This window comes from Streptomyces sp. NPDC096013 (assembly GCF_044763565.1).
Lineage (GTDB): Bacteria > Actinomycetota > Actinomycetes > Streptomycetales > Streptomycetaceae > Streptomyces.
In genome coordinates, this window is the sequence record NZ_JBIWGK010000003.1 from 310,460 (window position 1) to 334,070 (window position 23,611).

19 protein-coding genes are annotated in these 23,611 nt (G+C 70.9%); 10 read left to right on the forward strand and 9 right to left on the reverse strand.

Features of this window, described 5'->3' with window-relative positions; all coding sequences use genetic code 11:
• Positions 1–76: 76 nt before the first annotated feature.
• Positions 77–937, reverse strand: a complete 861-nt coding sequence (gene rsmI / locus ACIRB1_RS12925; protein WP_384295257.1) for a 16S rRNA (cytidine(1402)-2'-O)-methyltransferase — start codon at positions 935–937, stop codon at positions 77–79.
• Positions 938–999: 62 nt separating this feature from the next.
• Here rsmI and ACIRB1_RS12930 point away from each other — a divergent pair, with 62 nt between their 5' ends.
• The 3 genes from ACIRB1_RS12930 to ACIRB1_RS12940 all read left to right on the forward strand — a co-directional run bounded on the left by ACIRB1_RS12930 (position 1,000) and on the right by ACIRB1_RS12940 (position 6,288).
• Positions 1,000–2,742: a dolichyl-phosphate-mannose--protein mannosyltransferase gene (locus ACIRB1_RS12930; protein WP_403465562.1), complete on the forward strand. Its 1,743-nt coding sequence runs from the start codon at positions 1,000–1,002 to the stop codon at positions 2,740–2,742.
• Between the two features lie 105 nt (positions 2,743–2,847).
• Positions 2,848–4,479 carry a penicillin-binding transpeptidase domain-containing protein gene (locus ACIRB1_RS12935; RefSeq protein ID WP_403465563.1) on the forward strand — a complete coding sequence of 544 codons (1,632 nt, stop codon included), beginning with the start codon at positions 2,848–2,850 and terminating at the stop codon, positions 4,477–4,479.
• Positions 4,480–4,608: 129 nt separating this feature from the next.
• Complete coding sequence (locus ACIRB1_RS12940; protein ID WP_403465564.1) at positions 4,609–6,288, forward strand: penicillin-binding transpeptidase domain-containing protein; 1,680 nt, start codon at positions 4,609–4,611, stop codon at positions 6,286–6,288.
• A 72-nt stretch (positions 6,289–6,360) separates the two neighbouring features.
• On the opposite strand, the gene ACIRB1_RS12945 is transcribed toward ACIRB1_RS12940, so the two are convergent.
• Entirely contained in the window at positions 6,361–6,714 is a 354-nt protein-coding gene (locus tag ACIRB1_RS12945; protein WP_266771467.1) for an SsgA family sporulation/cell division regulator, read from the reverse strand.
• A 180-nt stretch (positions 6,715–6,894) separates the two neighbouring features.
• Here ACIRB1_RS12945 and ACIRB1_RS12950 point away from each other — a divergent pair, with 180 nt between their 5' ends.
• The 7 genes from ACIRB1_RS12950 (at position 6,895) to ACIRB1_RS12980 (ending at position 13,278) form a co-directional block, all read left to right on the forward strand.
• Complete coding sequence (locus ACIRB1_RS12950; protein ID WP_403465565.1) at positions 6,895–7,962, forward strand: energy-coupling factor ABC transporter permease; 1,068 nt, start codon at positions 6,895–6,897, stop codon at positions 7,960–7,962.
• A 1-nt stretch (position 7,963) separates the two neighbouring features.
• Positions 7,964–8,725: a cobalt ECF transporter T component CbiQ gene (gene cbiQ, locus ACIRB1_RS12955; RefSeq protein ID WP_403465566.1), complete on the forward strand. Its 762-nt coding sequence runs from the start codon at positions 7,964–7,966 to the stop codon at positions 8,723–8,725.
• Positions 8,713–9,471 (forward strand): energy-coupling factor ABC transporter ATP-binding protein, encoded by a 759-nt coding sequence (locus ACIRB1_RS12960; RefSeq protein WP_403465567.1) that lies wholly within the window; start codon positions 8,713–8,715, stop codon positions 9,469–9,471. The genes cbiQ and ACIRB1_RS12960 overlap by 13 nt, the downstream gene beginning before the upstream one ends.
• Positions 9,468–9,935 carry a MarR family winged helix-turn-helix transcriptional regulator gene (locus ACIRB1_RS12965; protein ID WP_403465568.1) on the forward strand — a complete coding sequence of 156 codons (468 nt, stop codon included), beginning with the start codon at positions 9,468–9,470 and terminating at the stop codon, positions 9,933–9,935. The genes ACIRB1_RS12960 and ACIRB1_RS12965 overlap by 4 nt, the downstream gene beginning before the upstream one ends.
• 123 nt (positions 9,936–10,058) lie before the next feature.
• Complete coding sequence (locus tag ACIRB1_RS12970) at positions 10,059–10,523, forward strand: organic hydroperoxide resistance protein (RefSeq protein WP_352181895.1); 465 nt, start codon at positions 10,059–10,061, stop codon at positions 10,521–10,523.
• A 45-nt stretch (positions 10,524–10,568) separates the two neighbouring features.
• Entirely contained in the window at positions 10,569–11,732 is a 1,164-nt protein-coding gene (locus ACIRB1_RS12975; protein WP_403465569.1) for a serine hydrolase domain-containing protein, read from the forward strand.
• 67 nt (positions 11,733–11,799) lie between these two features.
• A complete protein-coding gene (locus ACIRB1_RS12980) occupies positions 11,800–13,278 on the forward strand; it encodes a metallophosphoesterase family protein (protein WP_352181893.1) in 1,479 nt (492 codons plus the stop codon).
• A gap of 41 nt (positions 13,279–13,319) precedes the next feature.
• On the opposite strand, the gene ACIRB1_RS12985 is transcribed toward ACIRB1_RS12980, so the two are convergent.
• The 7 genes from ACIRB1_RS12985 to ACIRB1_RS13015 all read right to left on the reverse strand — a co-directional run bounded on the left by ACIRB1_RS12985 (position 13,320) and on the right by ACIRB1_RS13015 (position 23,607).
• Positions 13,320–16,073 carry a phosphoesterase gene (locus ACIRB1_RS12985; RefSeq protein ID WP_403465570.1) on the reverse strand — a complete coding sequence of 918 codons (2,754 nt, stop codon included), beginning with the start codon at positions 16,071–16,073 and terminating at the stop codon, positions 13,320–13,322.
• A 13-nt stretch (positions 16,074–16,086) separates the two neighbouring features.
• Entirely contained in the window at positions 16,087–17,436 is a 1,350-nt protein-coding gene (locus ACIRB1_RS12990) for an ABC transporter permease (RefSeq protein WP_403465571.1), read from the reverse strand.
• Positions 17,433–18,377, reverse strand: coding sequence for an ABC transporter ATP-binding protein (locus tag ACIRB1_RS12995; protein ID WP_352181890.1), 945 nt, complete (start codon positions 18,375–18,377; stop codon positions 17,433–17,435). Before ACIRB1_RS12995 ends, ACIRB1_RS12990 begins: the two co-directional genes overlap by 4 nt.
• 186 nt (positions 18,378–18,563) lie before the next feature.
• Positions 18,564–19,076, reverse strand: a complete 513-nt coding sequence (locus ACIRB1_RS13000; protein WP_352181889.1) for a YbaK/EbsC family protein — start codon at positions 19,074–19,076, stop codon at positions 18,564–18,566.
• Positions 19,077–19,970: 894 nt separating this feature from the next.
• Positions 19,971–20,522, reverse strand: a complete 552-nt coding sequence (locus ACIRB1_RS13005; protein WP_403465572.1) for a cysteine hydrolase family protein — start codon at positions 20,520–20,522, stop codon at positions 19,971–19,973.
• Between the two features lie 139 nt (positions 20,523–20,661).
• Positions 20,662–22,884, reverse strand: coding sequence for an MMPL family transporter (locus ACIRB1_RS13010; protein WP_403465573.1), 2,223 nt, complete (start codon positions 22,882–22,884; stop codon positions 20,662–20,664).
• Between the two features lie 123 nt (positions 22,885–23,007).
• Positions 23,008–23,607, reverse strand: coding sequence for a TetR/AcrR family transcriptional regulator (locus tag ACIRB1_RS13015; RefSeq protein WP_352181826.1), 600 nt, complete (start codon positions 23,605–23,607; stop codon positions 23,008–23,010).
• Positions 23,608–23,611: the final 4 nt, after the last annotated feature.

Genomic DNA, 23,611 nt, shown 5'->3' on the forward strand with positions numbered 1-23,611 from the left:
CGGACGGTGCTTTGCCCCGCCATGGGGCGCGCGCTCATCGGAACAGCGCCCCGCTCAGAGGAAGCTTTCCCGCAGGTCAGACGGGTTTTTGCGCACTCTTCGCCGCCACCACGGCATCGAACACCGCCCGCTTGGGAAGGCCTGCCTCGACGGCCACGGCGGCGATCGCTTCCTTGCGCCGCTCCCCCGCCTCCTCACGCACGCGGACCCGCCGTACCAGCTCGTCCGCGTCGAGTTCCTCGGCCTTCTCGGGGGCGCCCTCGACGACGACGGTGATCTCCCCCCGAACCCCCTCCGCCGCCCACTCGGCCAGCTCGCCGACCGGGCCGCGCTTGATCTCCTCGTACGTCTTCGTCAGCTCCCGGCACACGGCGGCCCGCCGCTCGGCGCCGAAGACCTCGGCCATCGCGGCGAGGGTGTCGTCGAGCCGGTGCGGCGCCTCGAAGTAGACGAGGGTGCGCCGCTCACCGGCGACCTCCCGCAGCCGCGACAGCCGCTCGCCCGCCTTGCGCGGCAGGAACCCCTCGAAGCAGAACCGGTCCACCGGCAGCCCCGACAGCGCGAGCGCGGTGAGCACCGCGGACGGCCCCGGCACGGCGGTCACCCTGATGTCCCGCTCCACGGCGGCGGCGACGAGCCGGTACCCCGGGTCGGACACGGACGGCATCCCCGCGTCGGTCACCAGGAGCACGCGCGAGCCGTCGAGGAGCGCCTCGACCAACTCCGGTGTCCGGGCGGCCTCGTTGCCCTCGAAGTACGACACGACCCGCCCCTTGGGCTGCACCCCGAGCGCCTGGGTCAGCCGCCGCAGCCGCCGGGTGTCCTCGGCGGCGACCACGTCCGCCCCGGCCAGCTCCTCGGCGAGGCGCGGCGGGGCGTCCGCGATGTCGCCGATGGGGGTGCCGGCAAGGACCAGGGTTCCGGGAGCAACTGTCACGTTTCCATCCTCTCAGGGGAGAGAGGCGGGACTCACACAGACCTGTTCCCTACGATGGCGCGGTGACCAGTACCGCGTCCTCCACGGACACCCGGCAAGGGCAGGCCCCGCACGAGCAGCGGCCGTCGTGGCAGCAGCAGCTGCGCCGATTCGGATATTCGGCGGGGCCCAGAAGCGACGTACGGGACCGGCTGGTGCCGCCGTACGCCGAGCCCAGTCCGCGGCTGTGGGCGGCGCTCGGCTTCTCGCCGACCCTTGTCGACCGCATCAACCGCTGGTCCGGCTGGGGCGGCCCGCTGCTGGTCACACTGCTGGCGGGCGCGATGCGCTTCTACCACCTGGGCAGCCCCAAGGCGGTGATATTCGACGAGACGTACTACGCGAAGGACGCGTGGGCGCTGGTCCACCGCGGCTTCGAGGTCAACTGGGACAAGAACGCCAACGACCTGATCCTCCAGCACAACGGCCATGTCCCGATCCCGACCGACGCGGCCTACGTCGTGCACCCGCCGGTCGGCAAGTACGTCATCGGCCTCGGGGAGCTGATCTTCGGGTTCAACCCCTTCGGCTGGCGCTTCATGACGGCGCTGCTCGGCACGCTGGCGATCCTGATGCTGTGCCGCATCGGCCGCCGCCTGTTCCGCTCCACGTTCCTGGGCTGCGTGGCGGGCGTCATGATGTCCCTCGACGGCCTGGCCTTCGTGATGGCCCGCACCTCGCTGCTCGACGGCGTCCTGATGTTCTTCGTGGTGGCCGCGTTCGGCTGCCTGCTGCTGGACCGGGACCGGGCCCGCGCCAGACTCGCCGCCGCACTGCCGGTCGACGCCGACGGCCGGGTCCGCCCCGACGCGCACATCGCCGACACCCTCTCCCTCGGCTGGCGCCCCTGGCGCTGGATGGCCGGCCTGACGCTCGGCCTCGCGATGGCCACCAAGTGGAACGGCATGTTCTACGCCGCCGCCTTCGTGGTGATGGCCGTCCTCTGGGACGTCGGCTCCCGCAAGGTCGCGGGCGCGAGCAAGCCGTACGTCGCCGTCCTCCAGCACGACGTGGGCCTCGCCTTCCTCTCCACCGCCCCGGTGGCGATCTCGGTCTACGTCCTCTCCTGGCTCGGCTGGATCCTCTCCCCCGCGAACGGCACCGGCGGCTACTTCCGCAACTGGGCCGCCACGGACGGCAAGGGCGGCTTCTGGAGCCACTTCATGCCGGACTGGGTGCGCAGTCTGTGGCACTACGAGCACGAGGTCTACGAGTTCAACGTCGGCCTGCACTCCCCGCACACGTACATGTCCAACCCCTGGAGCTGGCTGGTCGACGGCCGCCCGGTCTCGTACTTCTACGAGTCCCCGTCCCCCGGTTCGGCCGGCTGCCCGGCGAGCGCGGGCGAGAAGTGCGCCCGCGAGGTCCTCGCCCTCGGCACCCCCCTCCTGTGGTGGGCCGCGTGCTTCGCCCTCCTCTACGTCCTCTGGCGCTGGGCGTTCCGCCGCGACTGGCGCGCGGGCGCGATCGCCTGCGGCGTGGCGGCCGGCTACCTCCCCTGGTTCCTTTACCAGGACCGCACGATCTTCTTCTTCTACTCGATCGTCTTCCTCCCCTTCCTCTGCCTCGCGGTGGCGATGCTGATCGGCGCGGTCATCGGCCCCCCGGGCTCCAGCGACACCCGCCGGGTGACGGGCGCGGTGGGCGCGGGCGTCCTGGTCCTGCTGATCACGTGGAACTTCATCTACTTCTGGCCGCTGTACACGGGCACGGCGATCCCCATCGACCAGTGGCGGTCACGGATGTGGCTGGATACGTGGGTGTGATTCAGTCGGCTGATCTCTGTTAGGGCAACAAAAGGCAACACCCCTCACAGCTTTCCCCCACGCCACCTACAGTTCGAAGGACTGACAACGGGGAGGGACAGGGGCATGCGCAAGGGGGTGAAGGCCACCGTCGTCGGCAGTGTGTTCGCCGTGATGGTGGGCGGCGCGGGGTACGGGGCGTTCAACCTCGTGTCCGCGCTCGGGGGTTCGGACGGTGTGGCCGGGGTCGGCGGGGCCGCGGCCAAGAAGACCGGGCCGCCCAGCGGCGACGAGGTCGAGGAGACGACGAAGAAGTTCTTCGCGGCCTGGGAGAGCGGCGAGGCCGTGTCCGCCGCGTCGTACACGAACAACGACGCCGCCGCCGACCCCGTGCTGGAGTCGTACGGCGGAGCGGGTCACATCACGAAGGTGAAGATCACGCCCGGTACGACGACGGGCGCCACCGTGCCGTTCACGGTGCGGGCGACGGTGTCGTACAAGGGCATCGACAAGCCGCTCACCTACCGGAGCCGGCTGACGGTCGTCCGCGGGGAGACCACGGGGCGGGCCCTCGTCGACTGGCAACCGTCCGTCGTGCACCCGGAGTTGAAGACCGGCGACACCCTCGTCACCGGCGAGTCCGAGAGCCCGGCGATCGAGGCCGTGGACCGGAACGGAACCGTGCTGACCAAGGAGAGGTACCCGTCGCTCGGCCCGATCCTGGACGAGCTGCGCGCCAAGTACGGCGACAAGGCGGGCGGTACGCCGGGCATCGAGCTGGCGATCAAGCACCCCGTCGCCGACTCCGCCGACACCACGCTGATGACCCTGGAGAAGGGCAAGGCCGGCAAGGTGCGCACGACGCTCAGCGCGGGCGCGCAGGCCGCCGCCGAGCGGGCCGTGACCAAGTACTCGGAGTCGTCCGTGGTGGCCGTGCAGCCGAGCACCGGCCAGATCCTGGCGGTCGCCAACAACCGCAACGACGGCTTCAACGCCGCGTTCCTCGGCAAGTTGGCGCCCGGCTCCACGATGAAGATCATCAGCGCCGCCACGCTCATCGACAACGACATCACCAGCATGACCGGCGCGGCGCCCTGTCCGCCCACCGCCACCTGGCAGAGCCAGACCTTCCACAACCTGGAGGGTCTGTCGCCGGACGAGGGCGCGACGCTCGCCGACAGTTTCGCCCGCTCCTGCAACACGGCGTTCGTGAAGTTCGCCGACTCGGTCAAGGTGGACTCGCTGACCAAGGAGGCCGAGGACCGCTTCGGCCTCGGCCGCGACAACTGGAAGACCGGCATCCCGTCCTTCGACGGCTCGGTGCCCGCGTCCGGCGGCCCGGACACCGCGGCCAACCTGATCGGCCAGGGCCAGGTGCAGATGAGCCCGCTGAACATGGCGTCGGTGACGGCGACCGCGAAGACGGGCACGTTCCGCCAGCCGGTGCTCGTCGCACAGAGCCTCGACGACCGCGAACTGGCCACCGCCCGGGGCCTGTCGGCGAGTACGTCGGCCCAGCTGCGCGCGATGATGAACCGCACCGCGACCACCGGCACCGCCGCCGGCATCATGTCCGGGCTGGGCGGCAGCATCGGCGCGAAGACGGGGTCGGCCGAGGTGGACGGGCAGTCGAAGTCCAACAGCTGGTTCACCGGCTACCGCGACGACGTGGCCGCGGCGGCGATGACACAGGACGGCGGTCACGGCATCGACGCCGCGGGCCCGATCGTCCGGGCCGTGCTGGCGGCGGGTGGCTGAACTCACCCCCGTGAGACGGGAACTCACCCGCACAGGACGGGACTCTAGGGTGTGCCCCGTCGTTGGGGTGTGTGAGGGCTGAGGGCCGGGACGGCGGGGCCCAATGGGATTCGCGGAGGATCGGGAACTGTGGGCACGAGGGGCAAGAGAAGGCGCGTGGCCGAGAAGCGCACGGCGAGACCGGCCGTGGTCGGCGGGGTGATCGCCGTGGCGGTCGTCGCCGCGGGCGTCGGCGCCTACGCGCTGTACGACGGCGGCGCGTCCGCCGAGGCGCGCACGTCGGGCACCGCCGACCACAAGGCCGTCAAGACGGGCCCGCTGTCGGCGACCGAGGTGCAGACGACCGCGCAGCGATTCCTCGCCGACTGGCAGCAGGGCAAGGTCGCCCAGGCCGCCGCGACGACGGACAGGTCGACGGCGGCCACCGCCCTGCTCACCGGGTACACGAAGAACGCCCACATGAAGGGCCTCACCGTCACCCAGGGCGCCCGCACCGGCGCCAAGGTCCCCTTCTCCGTGAAGTGCACGGTGTCGTACAAGGGCATCAACAAGCCCATGTCGTACGCGAGTTCACTCACGGTCGTGCGCAGCGCGAAGGACGGCAAGCCGTATGTCTCCTGGCACGCCTCCGTCGTCCACCCGGACCTCGCGGACGGCGACACCCTGGTCACGGGCGAGTCCGGGACCCCGCCGATCAAGGCCTACGACCGGGACGGCGGCGAGCTGACGGCGGCCAAGTACCCGTCGCTGGGCGCGGTGTTGGACGGGCTGCGGGAGAAGTTCGGCAAGAAGGCGGGCGGCAAGGCGGGCATCGAGCTGCGGGTGATCCGGGGCAAGGGGTCCAAGGAGTCCGACAAGACGCTGCTGGAGCTGAGCAAGGGCACGCCGGGCAAGGTGAAGACGACGCTCAGCCCGACCCTCCAGGCGGCGGCCGAGACGCAGGTCGGCAAGCAGAAGAACTCCTCGGTCGTCATGATGCGCCCCTCGACCGGCGAGATCCTGGCCGTGGCGAACGCCTCGCACGGCTTCAACGTGGCGTTCCAGGGCTCCCTCGCCCCCGGCTCCACGATGAAGATCGTGACGTCGACGATGCTCTTCGAGAAGAAGCTCGTCACCCCGGACGCGTCCCACCCCTGCCCCAAGACGTACAAGCTGGCGGGCTGGACCTTCCACAACGACGACGACTCGGAGATCAAGAAGGGCACGTTCAAGATGGCCTTCGGGGCGTCCTGCAACAACGCCTTCATCAACTTCGCGCCCAAGCTGTCCAACAGCGACCTGACGACGGAGGCCCAGCAGGTCTACGGCCTCGGCATGAACAACTGGGCCATCGGCGTCCCCACCTTCGACGGCTCGGTCCCGGTGCAGAGCGGCGCGCAGATGGGCGCCTCGCTGATCGGCCAGGGCGGGGTCCGCATGAACCCGCTGAACATGGCGTCGGTCGCCGCGACGGTCGACACGGGCACCTTCCACCAGCCGTACCTGGTCTCGCCGACGGTCGACAACCGCACGATCGCGAAGGCGTCGCGCTCGATGTCGTCGACGACCCAGGCCCAGCTGAAGGAGGTCATGAAGTACACGGCGGACTACGGCACGGCGGCCAAGGCGATGTCCGGACTCGGTCCGGACTACGGCGCGAAGACGGGCTCCGCGGAGGTCGACGGCCAGAAGAAGCCCAACGGCTGGTTCACCGCGTACAAGGGCGACCTCGTCGCCGCGGGCGTCGTCCAGGCGGGCGGCCACGGCGGCGACACGGCGGGCCCGATCGTGGCGGCCCTGCTCAAGCTGGGCGCCGGCCTCGGCGGCTGAACCGACCGGGCCCGCCCGACCGGCTGAACCGGCTGAATGTGCCGAGCCCCTGATCCGCTACGGCCGCGGGGCTCAGCTCGCGACCGGAGTGGTGGCCATGTAGGTGCGGCGCAGGAACCGCATGATCGTCTTCGTCTCGAACTGGACGACGGAGACGCCCTGTTCGGAGTGGAACTCGACCACGGCCTGCACGCGCCCGCACGGCCACACCCGCACCTCGCCGCTGCCGGCCGGGGATCGCAGCCCCTGCTCCAGCAGGGCCCGGTCGAAGGTCCATTCATGCGGTCCCGGGAGACCGATGCGGACGGCTCGGGGGTCGGATTCGGGGTCGTACCGCAGGACGACGGGGACCGCGTCAGCATCCAGCCGGTCCACGTCCTCGTCGGTGACGATATGGGCTCGCGCGTACTGTTCGACTACGGACATCGGGCGGCCCCTTACGCTGAGTGACCTGTGTGAGAGCTATGCATCCGCTTCCACTACCCAAATGTCGCACATTTTCCCGGGAGCGCTCGTCGGGGCGACAGATCTCACATCTGAAGCGGCCTCGATCCACGCATGTCTGGCTCTTGCAAAGCACTCGCAATAACCATCTAAAATCATTCCGTGCATGTGCCTGACGGATTCATCGACGCCCCCATGTCCGCCGCGACCGGTCTGGTCGCCGCCGGCGCCATCGCCGTGAGCCTGCGCGGTGCCCGCCGCGAGCTCGGGGGCGCCCCCCGCGCGGACGAGGCCGAGCGTGGGGGAGAACGGACGGCGCCGCTGGCGGGACTGGTCGCCGCGTTCATCTTCGCCGTGCAGATGCTGAACTTCCCCGTCGCGGCCGGCACCAGCGGCCACCTCCTCGGCGGGGCGCTGGCCGCGATCCTGGTCGGCCCCTACACCGGCGTCCTCTGTGTCTCGGTCGTCCTGCTCATGCAGGGCGTCCTGTTCGCGGACGGCGGCCTGACCGCGCTCGGCGTGAACATCACCGACATGGCGATCACGACGACATTGGTGGCCTACGCCGTCTTCCGCGGCCTGGTCAAGATCCTCCCGCGCAGCCGCCGCTCGATCACCGCCGCGTCCTTCGTGGCCGCCCTGCTCTCGGTCCCGGCCGCCGCCCTCGTCTTCACCCTCATCTACGCACTCGGCGGCACCACCGACGTCTCCCTCGGCAAGGTCGCCGGCGCGATGATCGGCGTGCACGTCCTCATCGGCATCGGCGAGGCCGCGATCACCGCGCTGACGGTGGGCGCCGTGATCGCCGTACGCCCGGATCTCGTGCATGGCGCGCGCGGCCTGGAGCAGCGCCTCAAGCTGCGTGTGGGCGGCGAACTCGTGGACGCGGCGCGGCCGTCGGAGCCGGTCGCCGCCCGTGGCACCTCGCGCCGGAGGCTGTGGATCGGCGGCCTGGTCGCCTCCCTCGTCCTCGCCGGTTTCGTCAGTTTCTACGCCTCCTCGAACCCCGACGGCCTGGAGAAGGTCGCCGCCGACCAGGGCATCGACCGCACGGCAGAGGAGCACGCGAGCGCGGACTCCCCGCTCGCGGACTACGGCGTGCGCGATGTGGAGGACGCCCGGCTGTCCGGGGGCCTCGCGGGGGTGATCGGCGTGGGCGTGACGGTCGTCGCGGGCACCGGCGTCTTCTGGGCGGTCCGCAGGCGCCGCGGCACCTCGCAGGTGGTCTGACGTGGGCGCGGGGCATGCACATCGCCTCTACCGGCACGGCCACTCCCCCGTGCACGCGCTGCCCCCGCACACCAAGCTGGCCGCCGTGTTCGCCTTCGTGGTGGTCGTGGTGTCGACCCCGCGCGAGGCGATGTGGGCGTTCGGCCTGTACGCCGTGCTCCTCGCGTGCGTCGCGTACGCGGCCCGCGTGCCCGCGGGCTTCCTGCTGCGCCGCCTGCTGATCGAGGTCCCGTTCGTGGCGTTCGCGGTGCTGATGCCCTTCGTCGCGGAGGGCGACCACGTCACCGTCCTGGGCGTGCGATTGAGCGTGAACGGCCTCTGGGGCGCGTGGAACGTCCTGGCGAAGGGCACGTTGGGCGTGGCCGCGTCCGTGCTCCTCGCCTCGACCACCGAACTCCGCGAACTCCTCCTGGGACTCCAGCGGTTGAAGCTCCCGCCCCTCCTGGTCCAGATCGCGTCGTTCATGATCCGCTACGGCGATGTCGTCACCGACGAGATGCGCCGGATGCGGATCGCCCGCGCGTCACGGGGTTTCGAGGCCCGGGGCGTCCGCCACTGGGGCGTGCTCGCGAAGTCGGCGGGCGCGCTGTTCATCCGCTCCTACGAACGCGGGGAGCGGGTCCATCTGGCCATGCTGAGCCGGGGATACACGGGGTCCATGCCGGTGATCGACGAGGTGACCGCGTCCCGGGCGCAGTGGTCGTACGCCCTCGCACTCCCCTGTGCCGCCCTCGTCGTATGCCTGTTGGGATGGACGCTGTGACCCCCTCGCTCGAAGTGGCCGGACTGGCCTTCGCCTATCCCGACGGCCGACAGGCCCTGTTCGGCGTCGACTTCACCGTCCAGCGCGGTGAACGCGTCGTCCTGCTCGGTCCGAACGGCGCCGGGAAGACCACCCTCGTCCTGCACCTCAACGGCATCCTCACGGCCGGCGCCGGGACGGTGACGGTGGCCGGACTCCCGGTCGGCAGGCGGCACATGGCGGAGATCAGGCGCCGGGTCGGGATCGTGTTCCAGGACCCGGACGACCAGCTCTTCATGCCGACGGTCCGCGAGGACGTGGCGTTCGGCCCGGCGGCGGCCGGGATGAAGGGCGCCGAGCTGGAGCAACGGGTGCGTACGGCACTGGAGTCGGTCGGCATGGCGGACTTCGCGGACCGTCCCCCGCACCACCTCTCGTTCGGGCAGCGGCGGCGCGTCGCCGTGGCGACGGTGCTGGCGATGGAGCCGGAGATCCTCGTCCTCGACGAGCCCTCGTCCAACCTCGACCCCGCCTCGCGCCGTGAACTGGCCGACATCCTGCGGTCGTTGGACGTGACGGTCCTCATGGTCACGCACGACCTGCCGTACGCCCTGGAGCTGTGCCCGCGTGCGCTGATCCTCAGCGAGGGCGTCATCGCGGCGGACGGCAGGACCGGTGAACTCCTCGCCGACGACGAGCTGATGCGCGCCCATCGCCTGGAGTTGCCCTTCGGGTTCGACCCGCGGTCCGTGACAATGGGCGCGTGACGAACGAGGACCACACCGAGGCCGGCTCGCTGCTCCTCGACGAGCAGTTGTGCTTCGCGCTGTACGCGGCCCAGCGGGCGCTGACGGCCGCGTACCGCCCGCTCCTGGACGAGCTGGAGCTGACCTATCCGCAGTATCTCGTCCTCCTCGTCCTCTGGGAGCGCGGCGAGACCCCGATCAAGGACCTCGCGACCGCCCTGCACCTCGACTACGGCACGCTGTCACCGCTGCTGAAGCGCCTGGAGTCGGCGGGTCTCGTCCACCGCGAGCGGGCGGCGCACGACGAGCGCTCGGTGCTGGTGGCGTGCACGGAGCGCGGTACAGCGCTCCGGGGGCGGGCGGCGGGTGTCCCCGGCGCGCTGCTCGCGGCGACGGAACTGGAGATGTCCGAGGTCACGCGGCTGCGGGCGGAGCTGTGGCGGCTCGCGGAGCGCGCGGAGGCGGCGGCGGAGAGGGCTCGCTGACCGGCCGACCTCGGGTTACCGGCGGTTCGCGCCCCCGGTGGGCAAGGGCGCCCTACCGGTCAGTATCTTGTGCACGATGTAGTTGTGCGCTCTCGTGTTTCCGTCCCTGGGGGAGGTCCCGCCATGACCGACGACACCGACGACACCGCTGACACCGCTGTCGACACCCGTCCGACGAAGATCATGTACGTCGCCGAGGCCACCGCCCACGGCGGCCGGGAGGGCTTCGTCAGCAGCCAGGACGGCCAGCTCGCCCTCCAGGTCGCGATGCCCCCGGCGCTGGGCGGCGACGGCAACGGCACCAACCCCGAGCAGCTCTTCGCGGCCGGCTACAGCTCCTGCTTCCACAACGCGCTGGTCCTGGTCGGCCGCAGGGCGGGCTTCGACCTGACCGGCTCGACGGTCGCCGCGAAGGTCGGCATCGGCCCCAACAAGCAGCACGGCTACGGCCTCGCGGTCGCCCTGAGCGTGTCCCTGCCGGTCCTGGACCAGGGCATCGCGGCGAAACTGGTGGACGCGGCGCACGAGGTCTGCCCGTACTCGAACGCGACCCGCGGGAACATCGACGTCACGATCCTGCTTGGGTGAAAGAGGACAGCGGTACGGCGGAACTTCGGGACGGGGAGCGCGGGCGTGGACGTGAACGGGTTGGTGGCCGAGGGCTTCGAGCCGGTCAGGGAGGCGTTCGCGGCCAACTTCGAGGTGCGCGGCGACCGGGGCGCGGCCGTGACCGTCTACCGGCACGGACACCGGGTCGTGGACCTCTGGGCGGGCACGAAGGACGTCGACGGCACCGCGCCCTGGGAGCGGGGCACGGCTCAGATCGTGCGCTCGGCGACGAAGGGTGTGGCCGCCGCCGCCCTCCTGCTGCTGGCACAGCGCGGGCAGTTGGACCTGGACGCCCCGGTCGGGGAGTACTGGCCGGAGTACAAGGCGGCGGGCAAGGAGCACACCCTCGTCCGGCATCTTCTGGCCCACCGCGCGGGCGTGCCGGTGCTGGACCGTCCGCTGACCCCGGACGAGGCGGCCGACCCGGTGCTCGGCGCGGCGGCGGTGGCGGCGCAGGCGCCGGTGTGGGAGCCGGGCACGGACCACGGGTACCACGCGCAGACGTACAGCTGGCTGACCGGTGAGGTGGTCCGCCGGGTGACGGGCCGGTCGATCGGGGCGTGGATCGCGGACGAGATCGCGGGCCCGGTCGGGGCCGACCTGTGGGTGGGCCTGCCAGCGGCTCAGGCGGACCGGGTGGGCCGGGTCGCGCAGCTGGACACCCCGGCGACGGACCCGGGTGTCCTCCGCACCCGCCCCAAGCGCTCGGTCTCCGAGGCGTACGCGAACCCGGACTCCCTCACCCGGCGCGCGTTCGGGGCGATCACGCCGATGCCGGACGAGAACGATCCCGCGTACCGGGCGGCCGTACTGCCCGCGTCCAACGGCATCGCGACGGCGGACGGACTGGCCCGCTTCTACGCGTCCCTGATCGGCGAAGTGGACGGCGGGGCACGGCTGTTCACCCCGGAGACGGTCGAAGCGGCCCGCACGGAACGCTCCTCGGGCCCGGACCGCGTCCTGGTCATCGGCACCCGTTTCGGCCTGGGCTACATGCTGCACGGCAGCGCGTCCCCGCTCCTCTCCGAGACGTCCTTCGGCCACCCCGGCCGGGGCGGCGCCCTGGGCTTCGCGGACCCGGAGTCGGGCATCGCGTTCGGGTATGTGACGAATTCGTTCCGCAAGAGCGTGACGGCCGACCCACGGGCGCAGGCGCTGGTCAGGGCGGTGCGCACCGCCCTGTCGTAGCGCACTGGTACGGCTGCCGCCGTCGCCGCCACCACCGGCGTTCACGGCACTGGGGCAACAATGGGGTATGCGCTGCTGTTTCTCGGCTCCCCTCGCGGCCCTCTCCGCGCTCCCCACTCCGTACGACGTCCTGCGCTCCGGAACGCTCCTCGCCCCGGCCCTGCTGCGGGCCGCCCACGCCGGTCTGCCGCGCGGCAGGTACCGCCAGCCGGCCGCCGTACACCTGGAGTTGGTCACCCTCACCGAGGACAGCGCCATCATCACCTGGCACACCCGGACACCCGGCACCGACGACGGCTTCGGCCATCCGCTCCCCGCGGTCACCGAGGGCGAGGTCCTCTACGGCACCCACCCGGCCCGGCTCAACCGCGTCGCGGCCGAGGACCGCCCCACCGCGCACCACCAGGTGGAGCTGACCGGCCTGGAGCCCGGGCAGACGTACTACTACCGGGCCCGCTCCCAGGGCGTCACCGCCCTGCCGACGCCGTTGCAGCACGTGCGCGGGAACGCCGTCGGCACCTCACGGCACGGCCTCGGCTCCCTGACCGGCACCTACTCCTTCACCACGCCCCAGCCCCCGCCCGGCAGGCATCTGCTGTCCATCGCCCTCTGCAACGACCTGCACCTCGGCGAGACCACCGCGGGCCGGATGGCGGGCTTCCCGCTGCTGCGCGGGGTGTCGCAGGCGGCGGGCCTCGCCGCCTATCCGGAGATCATGACCCGGGCCCTGGTCGAGGAGGCCAGGCGGCGCGGGGCGGACGTCCTGCTGGCCGCCGGGGACATCTCGGCGGGGGGATCGCCGCGGGACCTGGCCGAGGCCAGAGGCATCCTGGACGGCTTCGGCACGCTCGGCCGGGACTACCTCGTCGTACGCGGCAACCACGACCGTGCCGGGGACTCCGCCGACACGTTCCGGGAGGGGTTCCGTGAGGGCTTCGACGGCGGTGACGGACCCGGCTACTTCGCCCACGATCTCGGCGGGCTGCGGATCATCGGGCTCGACACCTATGCCAAGGCCGGCAACGGCGGTGACGCGGGCGGGCTCGGCGAGGAGCAGCTGTCCTGGTTCCGGGGCCGGCTCAGGGCCGATCCGGACCGGCCGACCGTCGTCTTCGGCCACCATCCGCTGACGGTACGGGACTCCGTGTTCCCGGTGACCCGGGGGCAGCAGCTGGACCGGCGGCAGGCGCGGGCGATCGTCGACGCGTACGCCTCCGCGCCGGGCGTCTTCCTGCACCACGCGGGGCACACCCATCGCAACAAGCGGACCGTGCTGGTGCGGGCGCCGCACGTCGTCCAGCAGGAGGTGACCGCCGCGAAGGACTATCCCGGCGGTTTCCTGCTGCTGCGCGTGCACTCCGGGGGGTACGCCCTCAACCACTACAAGGCCGGCGGGATCGAGGCGCGGGAGTGGGGGGAGCGGTCGCGGCGGGTGGCGGGCGGGCTGTGGCCGCATCATGCGCTGGGGCGGGCGGCGACGGACCGGAACAGCGTCAGGGCGCACGACCTGTCCGGCCTCGGCTCCCTGGGCCTGGCTGTCGGCTGAGGCCCTGAAAGGGGGCCCGGTGGGCCCCCTTCCGGGCTGTGTCAGCCGTCGTTCTCCGGTGAGGGCAGGTACGCGCCGGGCACGTCGCCCGGGGCGTAGACCTTCTTGTCGCCGGGGTACGGGCTGGTCCAGTTGTGGGTCTGGTACCAGGTGTAGCGGTTCATCTGGGTGGGGTTGGCGTAGTCGGGGACCGCGTGGGGACCCGTGAGGCGTTGGTGGGAGGCCCACGTCTTCCACTGGGCCGCGAGCGACTTCGCGGCCGGCGGTACCGACACGGATGTCGGTGCGGCTGCCGCGCTCGTGTCCTGGGCCGCCGGGGTGTCCGAGCCGCAGGACGGCTGGGGGTTCACGCCCAGGGTCAGGGAGGTGCGGTTGGGGACCGCTGTGAACGGGGTGTTGTCGGGCTTGCTCGTGAACGCCCCGTACATGGGGGTGGCCGCGCTGTCGAGCTGGTTCATCGGGTGGATGCCGAGGATCTGCTCGATCGTGCGGACCATGGTGATCTGCGAGTAGTAGTGGGCGTCGACCGTGCCGTGGTGGGCGTACGGGCTGATGACCTGGACCGGGGCGCGGTGGCCGTCGACGTGGTCGAGGCCCGCCTGGGAGTCGTCCTCGACGACGAAGATCGCCGAGTCCTTCCAGTACGTGCTGTGGGTGATCTTGTCGACCATCCGGCCGACCGCGAGGTCGTTGTCGGCGACCTCCGCCGCCGCGTTGGCCGGGCCGCCGGTGTGGTCGTTGGAGAACCAGAACATGTTCAGGTTCGCCGGGCCGTTCTTGTCGAAGTCCTGCTGCCAGATCTGCTCTTTGTAGATGTCCGGCACATCGAGGTCGAACAGCGGGAACCCCTGCACCGACACCTTGTTGAGGGAGGGGATCGCCGAGCCCGTCTTGATGGGGTAGGCGGTCTGCGCGCCGGTCGCGGCCATGTTCTTGCTGTCGCAGTACAGGTTCTGCCAGGTCGCGCCGGCAGGCTTGGTCTCCAGCGACTGGAACTCGCCGAAGTCCTTCACCGTCTTCCCGGCCGCCTGCGCGCCGGTCCAGATGAACCCGGACTTCTGGTGGCCGAGGACGTCGTTCTCGGTGTCGTAGCTGCGGGTGTACTCGCCGGCCGAGGACTCGGTGTACTCCGGGTTGTCCGACTGCATCAGCCAGTTGTGGCCTTCGGCGGAGTTGGTGCCGATGTCGTAGAAGTTGTCGTAGAGCCCGAACTGCTCGGCCAGCGCGTGCTGGTTGGGGGTCACGTTCGCGCCGAACTGGGTGAGCGAGGCGTTGCCGTCGCCCTGCGGGAGGTCGCCGAAGACCTGGTCGTAGGTGCGGTTCTCCTTGACCAGCAGGAAGACGTGCTTGATCGTCGAGGGGTCGCCGATGCGGGTCGGGACCGGGACGGCCTTCGCGCGGCTCTTGCCCCTGGCCGTGGTGACCGAGCCGGGCGTCCAGCCGTTCTGCCGGAAGACCTTGGCCGTCTGCGACCTGACGACGAGGTCGCTGGGCAGGGTGAACCGCGTGACGCTCGACGTCGTGTCGTGCGTGTTGTGGCCGGCCGCGTCGGGGCGGAGCGCGTCGACGCCACGGGTGTTGGAGACGACGACCTGCTTGCCGACGGCGGTGATCTCCGAGGGGAAGTAGTCCGTGGGGAGCAGGCCGACGTAGCGGGCGGGCTGCTGCGGGGAGCTGTAGCGGTAGACGGCGACCGCGTTGGCGCGGCCGAGCGTGACCAGCAGCCGGCCGTCGTCGGTGAGCGTCACCGCGTTCGGCTCGTAGCCGACGGACGCCTCCGGCCACGGCTGGGTGGCGATGGTCTGGACGACCCTGCCCTTGCGGGTGTCGATGACGGACACGCTGTTGTCGGCGGTGTTGGTGACGAACACCGCGCCCTGCTTCGCGTACACCGCGGTCGGGTGCAGTCCTACGGCGATGGTGGCGACGGCGGCGGACGGGTCGGCGGTGTCGATGACGCTGACCGTGCCGGTGGTGCTCGCGCCCGTGTCCGGGTTCGCGGGCACGTCCGTGCCGTAGGAGTTGATGGTGGTGTCGCCGGCCTTCGCCGGACGCCCGCCCTCGTTGCTGACGTACAACTTGCCGCCGACCAGGGCGAGTCCGCGCGGGGCGGTGCCGACTGCCCAGCTCTGCCGGACGGTTCCGGTCGCCGCGTCGATGGCGACGACCTTGTTCTGGCCGTTGACCGCGGAGTAGACGGTCGAGCCGTCGGCGGAGAACACGGCCGCGCCGACGAGGGCCTGCTTGGTGCCGTCGGCCGGGATCGGGACGGCGGTGGGGCTCGCGAGGGTGCCGTCGGCGTTGACGGTGAACCTGGTGTAGCCGTTCGCCTGGCCGAGCCACAGCTGCTTGCCGTCGGGCGAGTAGGTCGGGCCCTCCTGGCCCACGGCACCGCTGCTGATGCGCAGGTCGTCCGCCGTGCTGGTGCCGATCTTCTGTTTGATCTGCCCCGTGGCGAGGTCCATGACCACCAGGGAGGCGTCGCCGTCGGTGATCGAGGCCGCGAGGCGGGTGCCGTCCGGGCTGACCGTGGACGACATGATCTTGCCGTCGTTGATGACCGTGCGGCTGCCGTACGGCTTGATGTACTGGTCGCTGGAGATGACCTGGCCGTCGGCGGTGGTCTGGCCGACCTGCTGGGTGCCGAACTTGTAGGTCGAGGCGACCGCCGTGCCCGTGACACCCAGGGCGACGGCGATTCCCGTCGTCACCAGCAGTGCCCGGCGGCCGACGTGTCTGCCGAAGAGGTTGACCTGCTTCTTCTCGCTGATCCGACGCTGGCGGATTACCTGCACGGAACTGTTCCCTTCACTGGGTTTCGAGCAGTTCGACGTTGCCGTCGAACTGCCACAGCGGATTCGGGGCGTCGCCGGTGGAAGTCCGCACCAGGAAGTAGCCGTTGACTTCCTTGGGACCGTCACCGTCCGCCACGAACCGCCCGTCCGAGGTGATGTCGAGCTGGTAGATCGCCGTTCCCGTGACCGCGACCCCGGGGAGATGCCAGCTCACGACGCAGCGCCAGTCGTTGCCCGCCCCCTCCTGGGCGGCCTGGCCGTCGCTCTTGGTGCAGACCGCCGAGGTCCGCAACTGGGCCTCGGTGACGGCGGGCCGGTGGAGCTGCCGCGTCTGGAGGCGGTAGAGGTGGGCGAAGACGACGGCGAGGGACTTCTGCACCTTCGCCTGCTCGATCCCGGAGGCCGTCGACGGAGTCGCCATGGCGACCGCCCCGACGGTGACGGCGGTCAGCGCGGCCAGCGGCAGCACACCGAAGGTGAACGCGCGGCGCCCGGAGCCGTCGTAGGCCGGGTTGGTGAAGTCCCTTCGTACGAACAGGAGATGGGCCAGCGCGGTGGCGAGCACGGCCCATGCGAGGCTGACCGCGACCGCGGTCAGGAGCGGGGTGAGCTGGGCCGGGCTGGTGAACAGACCGTTCCAGGCGATGAAGGCGTAGCCGGGCAGGGCGAGGCGCACGGCGACGGGCAGCGGCAGCATCTGGGCGACCTGCATCGCGAGCGCGACCAGCACGGGCAGCAGCAGTCCCATCGAGGACCGCCCGAGCGCGACCGACCCGAGGAGGCCGATCGCGGCGAGGGCCAGGGTCGGGGCGAGGGCGCAGAGCCAGGCGAGCAGCACCCGGCCGGCCGCGTCCCCCGGCGCCAGCAGGTGTCCGTCGAGCCCGACCAGCGGCTGGTTGCCGACGGCCAGGAGCCCGCCGACCGTGCTGGAGACGGCCAGCCCCGCCACCAGCGCCAGGATGACGGTGAGGCTGGCCAGCGCCTTCGCGGCGAAGATCCGCGCGGGCGAGCGGACCGCCACCAGCAGATGGCGCCAGGTGCCGAGCCGGTCCTCGGCGGCGAACACGTCACCGGCGACCAGCGAGGTCAGCAACGGCAGCGCCCAACTGCCCGCGAACCCGAGCATCACCAGCGGTCCTGCCCACCCCGTGGCGTGCATCCAGCGGCCGAAGAGGGTGTCGGAGGGAAGCGTGCTCTGCTCGCTCACCCCGGCGACGAAGAGCGCCGGGGCGATCCAGCAGGCGAGCACCAGCAGACGGATCCGCCACTGCGAGACCAGCTTGACGAGTTCGAAGCGGTAGCCGCGCGTGACGGAGACGGGGCGGGTCACGGCGACGGGTTCGGCGACGGCCACGGTGGTCATCGGCCGGCCCCCTCTTCCTGCTCGGTGAGGGCGAGGAACGCGGCCTCCAACGGCGATACCACCGGGGCGAGTTCACGGACCGCGATGCCCGACCGCACGAGCCCGGCGACCAGGGCGTCCAGGGCGGGGGTCAGCGCGCGCACGACGAACGCCTCGGCGTCCTGCCGCACCCCGGCGTCGTCGACGACCCGGACCCCGGTGATCGTGGCGGCGAGGTCGCGCGCGGCCCGCGCGTCGGACGTCCGCAACCGGTACTCGAGCTCACGGCTCTCGGTGGCCAGTTTGCCCAACGGGCCGGAGAAGACGACCCGTCCGGTGGCGAGGATGGTGACCTCGGAGCAGAGCGCCTCCAGGTCGTCCATGCGGTGGCTGGAGAGCACTACGGCGGTGCCGTCGGCGGCGAGCCGGGTGAGGACCCCGTGCACATGTCTCTTGCCCGCCGGATCAAGGCCGTTGGAGGGTTCGTCGAGCACGAGGAGGCGGGGCCTGGTGAGCAGCGCGGCGGCGAGGCCGAGGCGTTGGCGCATTCCGAGCGAGAAGCCGCGGGCGCGGTCGTCGGCGACGTCGGTGAGCCCGACCTCGTCGAGGACGTCGTCGATGCCCGCCGTCCGCGCGTCACCACCGCGCAGAGCGGCCAGCGCGGCGAGGTTCTGCCGGGCGGTGAGCGAGGGGTAGAGACCGGGGCCGTCCACGAACCCGGCGACGCCATCGGGAGCGGCGAACGCCCGCCCGACCTGCGTCCCGAGGATCTCCAGACGCCCGCCGTCGGCGACGGCCAGGCCCAGCAGCAGACCGAGCAGGGTGGTCTTGCCCGCGCCGTTCGGCCCGACCAGACCATGGATCTGTCCCTGCGTCACGTCCAGGTCGACACCGTCGAGCGCGACGACCTCGCCGAAGCACTTCGTGATCCCGGCGGCCCGGACCGCGTGGAGTGTCCCCATGAGCCCCTTCTTTCGAATCCTCAGGGACCCTAGGGGCACCACACATCACAGGCACAGACAGCCGTCTGAACGCCCGGGGAACGAATCGTCAAGCCGTCGGCAAGCAGGGTGATGAGACAGTCAACCCGCCGACCCCACAAGCCCGATACCGGCCACGGGCAGCAGGGCGGCGGCGATCTCCCGGTGTCACGGGGTCTGTTCGCGCACGTCCGCGAGGGTGGCGCCGGCGTGGGCGACGAGTTCCTTGGGCTCCATGGGGAACACGGCGTGCGGATTGCCGGCGGCGGCCCACACGATGTCGTGCGCGAGCAGGGACCGGTCGGCGAGGACTCGGGTCTTCGTACGGTGTCCGAAGGGAGGGACACCTCCGATGGCGTACCCGGTGGTCTCGCGTACGACGTCCGCCTTGGCCCGCGTGACCTTCTCGACGCCGAGTTCGCGCCGGACGAGCTCCAGGTCCACCCGGGACGAGCCGTCCATCAGCACCAGGACCGGAACCCCGTCCGCCGCGAAGATCAGGGACTTGCAGATCTCGCTCAGCTCACACCCGATCGCAGCGGCGGCCTCGGCGGCGGTACGGGTGGCATCCGGAAAGCGCCGAATACGACCGAGCAGCTCCGCGAGTCCCAACTCCCGTAGCGCGTCGGCGAATCGGGGGTTCGCGCCGGTGTTGCCGTCTTCGGTGTCGTTCATGCTCATGGGGTGCACGGTAGCGGTGGGTCCACTGGCCCGGCGACCGAGTTCCTACCGCCGGACCGCCCGCTTCTTGGCCAGTGTCGGGATTGCGGAAGCCGAGTAAAGGGCGCTCCGCTGCGCTACGCGTCGCCTCCGGCGATGGCCCTGCGGACCACCCTTGACTCGCCTCCCGCAATCCCGTTTGAGAAGCGAGCGAGCGGCCCCGAGGAATGGGTGACCCAGGTGTCTACGCCCTTGCCTGCACTGCGTTCCGCACCGGTACGGGGGAACGCGCTCGCGCCTCGCCAGCACGCCACCTCGCCTCAGCGGCCAACCCTGAGTGGATGGCTCAGCCAGCCTCCAGAGACACCGGGGATGGTGGGGCGGGCAGGGTGATGGGGAGCGGGAGGAGGGAGGGGGAGGAGGGAGGGGGAGGAGGGAGGGGGAAGTGGGGACGGCAGGGAGGTGAGGCGGGCCGGGCCGGGGGCGAAGGTGCGCCGTAGGCTGGGGTCTTTTCTAACCGGTCATCGCATCCGACACCGGTTAGATTTACCCACAGCCTCCAGCACCCACCCACCCACAGACGGACCGATCGATCGACCGACCGACCGCTGACCACTCACCGCCCACCCGCGACGCACACGCACCCCACCCACTCACCGCTGGCCGCTAAGCCGGCCCGGCGTGCTGGCGAGACGCGACCGCGCACCCCACACACCGCCCCACAAGCCGGTACAGGCAGGGGCGTAGACACCTGGCCACCCATTCCTCCGGGCCACTCGCTCGCTTCTCAAACGGGCTGGAGCGGACCGAGTCAAGGGTGGCCCGCAGGGCCATCGCCGAAGGCGACGCGCAGCGCAGCGGAGCGCCCTTTACTCGGGCCGCGGAAGCCCGACACTGACCAAGAAGCGAGTGGCCCTACCCCCACGTAACCCCCTCAGCCAGAACAACCGCAGCCGTCCGCCCAGGCGCCTCGTGATACTTCCAGTACAGATTCGTGTGCGCGATGACCTGCTCCGGCACCGGCGCCCCCCACCCGCTCAGATCCGTCGTGGTGTGGGCGTCGCCGACGAGCGTCACGTCGTAGCCGCGTACGAAGGCGCCGTGGATCGTGGAGCGGATGCACGCGTCGGTGGAGGCGCCCGCCACGACCAGGTGTCCGACCTGTGCCTCGGCGAGGACCTGCTCCAGGGAGGTGCCCTCGAAGGAGTCGGGGTAGCTCTTGGGGACGAGGGGTTCGGGGTCGCGGCGGGTGAGTTCGGGGACGTACTGCCAGGCCTCGCTGCCCTGGGGCACGTTGTCGTCGTGGTGCTGGACCCAGACGACCGGCACGGATGCCGCGCGGGCCCGGTCCACGAGCCCGGCGATGGCGGCCACGACCGCGTCACGCGCGTACGCCTCGGCCACGACGCCGACCTGGACATCGATCACCAGCAACGCGGTGCGGGGACGTGCTGTGAGGGTGGTCATACCCGACACGCTAGCGCCGGCCACCGACAACGGCTCCGGGGAATGCCGGCGCCTCCGCGGACGCGGTCTGCCGCGTCACTAGGACTCGGTGACGCGGCAGACGGGTGGACCGGTGCCTCAGTGCCTCACGGCAGCCGCCTCAGGCCCGGACCAGCTCCCGGTCCTCGTCGGGGTCGGAGTCCTTGGAGTCGAGTCCGCGCAGGCCCTCGCCCTCGACGTCCACGTTGGGGAGTATCCGGTTCAGCCACTTCGGCAGCCACCACGCCCGCTTGCCGAGCAGCGCGAGCACCGCCGGGACGATCGCCATGCGGACCACGAACGCGTCGAAGAAGACGGCGATCGCGAGGCCGAAGCCGATCATCTTGATCATGGATTCGCTGGAGCTGATGAAGCCGGAGAACACCGCGATCATGATGACGGCCGCCGCGGTCACCACGCGGGCGCTGTGCCGGAAGCCGGTGACGATCGACTGGCTGGGCTTCTCGCCGTGGACGTGCGCTTCACGGATGCGGGTCACGAGGAACACCTCGTAGTCCATGGCCAGTCCGAAGACCACGCCGACCATGAAGATCGGCATCATCGACATGACGGGGCCGGTTTCCTCGACGCCCATCAGGCCCGACAGCCAGCCCCACTGGAAGACCGCCACGACCGCGCCCAGTGCCGCCATGACCGACAGCAGGAAGCCGAGGGCTGCCTTCAGGGGGACCAGGATCGAGCGGAAGACCACGATCAGGAGGAGGAACGCCAGGCCCACCACCAGGATCAGGTACGGGATCAGCGCGTCGTTCAGTTTCTGCGAGACGTCGATGTTCATCGCCGTGGTGCCGGTGACCAGGACCGACGAGTCGGTGTCCGTCTTGACCTGCGCTCCCGCGTCACGGATGCCGTGGACGAGGTCCTCGGTCGTGACGGACGACGGCTTGGAGTCCGGGACGACGGTGATCGTCGCGGTGTCGCCGTCCTTGTTGAAGTTCGCCGGGGTGACGGTGGTGACGTCCTTGAGGGCCTTGATCTTGTCGGTCACCGTGGTGACGTCGGCCTTCGGGGTCTTGCTGTCCTTCGCGTCGACGACGACCATCAGCGGCCCGTTGAACCCGGGACCGAAGCCCTCGGACAGCAGGTCGTAGGCCCGGCGCTGGGTGGTGGACGTGGGCTGCGAACCGTCGTCGGGCAGGCCCAGTTCGAGGGAGGCCGCGGGGATCGCCGCCGCGCCGAGTCCGATCACGCCCAGCAGCAGCACCGCGAGCGGGCGTCGTACGACGAAGCTCGCCCAGCGGGTGCCCATGTTCGGGCGGGCCGACTTCTCGGCGGCCTTGGCGCGTCCGCCGCCCAGGAGCTTGCTCTTCTGGCCGGCGGGCTTGATCTTCTTGCCGGCGTAGCCGAGCAGCGCCGGGATCATGGTGAGGGCGATGAGGACCGCGATCGCGACCGTGCCGGCCGCTGCCACGCCCATCTTCGTCAGCATCGGGATGTTGACGACCGCCAGGCCGACCAGGGCGATCACGACCGTGAGGCCCGCGAAGACCACCGCCGAGCCCGCCGTACCGACCGCTCGTCCGGCCGCCTCCTCGCGTTCGCGGCCCTCCGCCAGCTCCCCCCGGTAGCGGGAGACGATGAACAGGGCGTAGTCGATGCCGACCGCGAGGCCGATCATCATCGCGAGGGTGGAGGTGGTGGTGCCGAGGTCGAGGGCGCTGGCCAGGGCGGTGATAGTCGAGACGCCGATGCCTACCCCGATCAGCGCGGTGAGCAGCGGGAACCCGGCCGCGAGCAGGGAGCCGAAGGTGATCACGAGGACCACGGCGGCTATCGCGATGCCGATGATCTCCGTGGAGCCCGTCTCGGGCGTCGCGGTGAGCGCGTCACCGCCGACCTCGACGGTGAGTCCGGCCTTGCGCGCCTGTTCCGCGGTGTCGGTGAGGGCGTCCTTGGAGGCGTCCTTCAGCTCCATGCCGGAGACCTTGTACTTCACGGACGCGTAGGCGATCGTGCCGTCCTTGCTGACGGCCTTGCCCTTGAAGGGGTCGGCGACCGAGACGACCTCGGAGCCGTCGCCGAGGTCCTTGACGGTCTTCTCGACGGTGGCCTTGTTGGCGCCGATGTCGAGCTTCTCGCCGGCCGGGGCCTTGAAGACGACCCGGGCGGTGGCGCCGTCGGCGCTCATCCCGGGGAAGCGCTGCTCCAGCAGGTCGAAGGCCTTCTGGGCCTCGGTTCCCGGTACGGAGAAGGAGGAGGCGCCGGCGGTGGGCGCACTGGCCGCGCCGACTCCCGCGAGGGTCAGCAGCGCGATCCAGAGCAGGGCGACGTAGTGCCGTCGCCTGAAGGCGAGCCGGCCGACTTTGTAGAGGAACGTGGCCACGAGGGCGTACTCCCGGTCAGGTCGTGGGGGTTCTTCGGGGCAGGGGTGATCAACCGGTTGGGGACACGGGTGATCGGCCCGACGACGTGAGCGGTTACGTCAGGTGGGCGTGCTGTGGGTGGGTCAGGAGGTGGGTGCGCCGAGAGCGGGGAGCACGACGGCGTCGATGTACGAGGTGAGGTATGCCTGGGTCGGCGGCTGGTCATCGATGAGCGTCCGGGTCGCGAAGGCGCCGATCATCATGTGCACGACGTATTGCAGCGCCGGGCAGTCCGCACGGACCTCACCCCGGTCGACGGCACGTTGCATGACGATCCGGAACTCTTCCATCTCCGGTTCGACCATCAGCTCGCGGAACGCCCGCAGCAGGTCCGGGTTGTTGTGCGTGGCCATGGCCAGGCCCCGCATCAGCGCGGAGTTCTGTTCCATCCGGCAGTCGTCCTCGCGGGTCACCATTGCGTGCATGTCGCCCCGGAGGGTCCCGGTGTCGACGTCGGTGACCCGTCCCGGCTTGCTGTGCCGCATGGCGCGCACCACCAGCTCGGCCTTGCCGCCCCACTGGCGGTAGAGCGTCGCCTTGCTCGACCGGGTGCGGGCCGCCACGGCGTCCATGGTGAGGGCGTCGTAGCCGACCTCCCGGAGCAGGTCGAGCACGGCCGCGTACAGCTCGGCCTCGCGCTCGGGCGTGATGCGACTGCGACGCGCCGTTGCGACTTCAGTCATGCCA